This is a genomic window from Kitasatospora sp. NPDC059803, assembly GCF_042732255.1.
Taxonomy (GTDB): Bacteria; Actinomycetota; Actinomycetes; order Streptomycetales; family Streptomycetaceae; genus Kitasatospora.
In genome coordinates this window covers 5,962-8,189 of sequence record NZ_JBHWIJ010000135.1, presented here as the reverse complement: position 1 = coordinate 8,189, position 2,228 = coordinate 5,962, and the positions used below count along the sequence as shown (strand labels likewise).

Annotated in this window: 3 protein-coding genes; all 3 read left to right on the top strand. The window is 76.0% G+C overall.

What is annotated here, in order from left to right; genetic code table 11:
* Nucleotides 1–93: 93 nt before the first annotated feature.
* The 3 genes from ACFV6I_RS21615 (at nucleotide 94) to ACFV6I_RS21605 (ending at nucleotide 2,090) form a co-directional block, all read left to right on the top strand.
* Nucleotides 94–390, top strand: coding sequence for an ATP-binding protein (locus ACFV6I_RS21615; protein ID WP_380427057.1), 297 nt, complete (start codon nucleotides 94–96; stop codon nucleotides 388–390).
* Nucleotides 391–700: 310 nt separating this feature from the next.
* Complete coding sequence (locus ACFV6I_RS21610; RefSeq protein WP_079136563.1) at nucleotides 701–1,510, top strand: YhjD/YihY/BrkB family envelope integrity protein; 810 nt, start codon at nucleotides 701–703, stop codon at nucleotides 1,508–1,510.
* A gap of 121 nt (nucleotides 1,511–1,631) precedes the next feature.
* Nucleotides 1,632–2,090, top strand: coding sequence for an SRPBCC family protein (locus ACFV6I_RS21605; RefSeq protein WP_063352569.1), 459 nt, complete (start codon nucleotides 1,632–1,634; stop codon nucleotides 2,088–2,090).
* Nucleotides 2,091–2,228 lie beyond the last annotated feature (138 nt).

The following is a 2,228-nucleotide window of genomic DNA, read 5'->3' as shown; positions in this document are numbered from 1 at the left end:
CCCCGCGCGCGGGGGGGCCGGGCCCCCCGGCCCGGCCCCCCCCGGGGGCGGCCCCCCCCCCCCGGGGCCTACCCCCCGGCGTCCCGCGCGCCGGTGGCCCCCCCGCGGGGGGCCGCCGACGCCGTCCTGCTGGTCTCCGAACTCGTCGGCAACGCCCTGCGCCACGGCGGCGAGCCCGGGACGCTGCTCCTGGTCCGCGCCACCGGCCGGCTGCGGATCGAGGTCAGCGACGCCAGCCCGCGCCCGCCGCTGCCCCGGCCCCCGCACCCCCCGGACGAACCGGGAGGCCTCGGCCTGTTCCTGCTGAGCCGGCTCACCCTGCGCTGGGGCTGGCACCCGTCGGGGCCGGGCAAGACGGTGTGGTGTGATCTACGGCTGCCCGCGAGCTGACGGCCTGTCGACGGCCTGCCGGGCGGGTGTTCCGCGTCCGGGAGGAGCGGTGTCCGCGCGCGGCCACCCGGCGCCACCGGGCGCCGGTCGCGACGCCGGAGCGCCGGACGCGCCCCGCGCGGTGGCATCCTGACGGGGCAGGTCCGTCCGTGGGCGTCGAGCACAGCGAGGATCCAGTGGCCGTGAACCGACCGTCGCCGTCCCCGTCCCCGCCGTCGCCGTCCCCGTCCCCGTCCCCGCCGTCCCCGTCCCCGTCCCCGTCCCCGCCGTCGCCGTCGCCGTCGCCGCGCGGCGTCCTGGGTTGAGCGGCGTGCGCCGTCGCAGCCGGTTGACGGAGATCGCCCGCAGCTGGTGGCAGGTCCTGCGGGCGGCCGTCGTCGGCGTGTGGGAACACGGCCGCACCATCGAACTGCTCCAGCGCTCGATGGCCTTCGCGGCGCTCTTCTTCGTGACCCTCGTGCCGCTGCTGATCGTCATCGCGGCCGCCTTCCCCTCGCGCGGCAGCGGGATCTCCGAGTGGATCACCGACGGCCTCGGCCTGAGCGGGCCGGGCGCCGACGCCGTCCACCGGCTCTTCGCCTCCCGGGGCCAGGTGCTCAGCACCACCACGGGCTTCGGCCTGGCCGCGCTGGCGGTCTTCGGGGTCTCGTTGATGGCGTCCGTCCAGGGCGTCTACGAGCGCGTGTGGGAGCTCGACCGCGGCCCGTGGCACGCGGTCTGGCGCCAGACCCTCGGCCTGGCCGGGCTGATCGGGTACATCGTGCTGGCCGCCTCCAGCGGCATGCCCTGGCACCACTCGGCTGTCCAGCCCTCCTTCCGCATCGCCGTCACGACCGTCGGCGGCCTCCTGCTGTTCTGGTGGCTCCAGCACCTGCTGCTCGCCGGACGCGTCCCGCCGAGGCAACTGCTGCCCGGAGCCGTCGCGACCATGGTGGCGCTGGCGGGCCTGCGGCTCTTCTCCCGGCTGGTCTTCGCGCCGCTGCTGGTGTCCAACGCGGTCTCCTACGGGACGGTCGGGACGGTACTGATCGTCCAGTCCTGGCTGATCGGCGTCGGCTACACCGTCTACGGCGGCGCGCTGGCCGGGCGCGCCGTGGTCCAGGCCCGCCGCACGCCGTAGCGCCGGCGCCAGGCCGGGTGGCCGGTGCTACGGCGTGCGGGTGGGTTAGGGCGCGGCGCAGCGGGCAGGCGCGCGGGCGGCCGGGAAAGGCTCGGCCACCGCACACGTGAGGAGGCCCCAGATGAGCATGGTGAAGGAGACGGTCGACGTCGACGTGCCGCTGCACGCCGCGTACAACCAGTGGACCCAGTTCGAGGAGTTCCCGCGCTTCATGGAGGGCGTCGACGCGGTGACCCAGCTGGACGAGCGCCACAACCACTGGCGGACCAGCATCGGCGGCGTCACCCGCGAGTTCGACACCGAGATCATCGACCAGCTGCCCGACGAGCGGATCGCCTGGCGCACGACGGACGGCGACGTGCGGCAGAAGGGCGTCGTCACCTTCCAGGAACTGGACGACCGGCACACCCGGATCAACCTGGCCATCAACTTCCAGCCGGAGGGGATGGCCGAGAAGACCGGCGACATGCTGGGCATGGTCGACCGCAGGGTCAAGGGGGACCTCCGGCGCTTCAAGGACTTCATCGAGGACCAGGGCCGGGAGGAGGGTGGCTGGCGCGGCCGGATCACCCCCGGCTGAGCCCCGTCACGGTCCACGTCCCCTGATCACGCCCCCCTGACCGCACCCCCCTGGCGGGGGGGGCGCGGCCCGTGAGTTGCGGGGCGCGGGGGGGGGGGGCGCGGGGCGCCGCCGCGGGGCGCGCGGGTGGGCGGGCGG

What these genes read in the sequence shown, in the direction of transcription:
- ACFV6I_RS21605 (WP_063352569.1), top strand. Translation starts at nt 1,632, where the DNA reads ATGAGCATGGTGAAGGAGACGGTCGACGTCGACGTGCCGCTGCACGCC.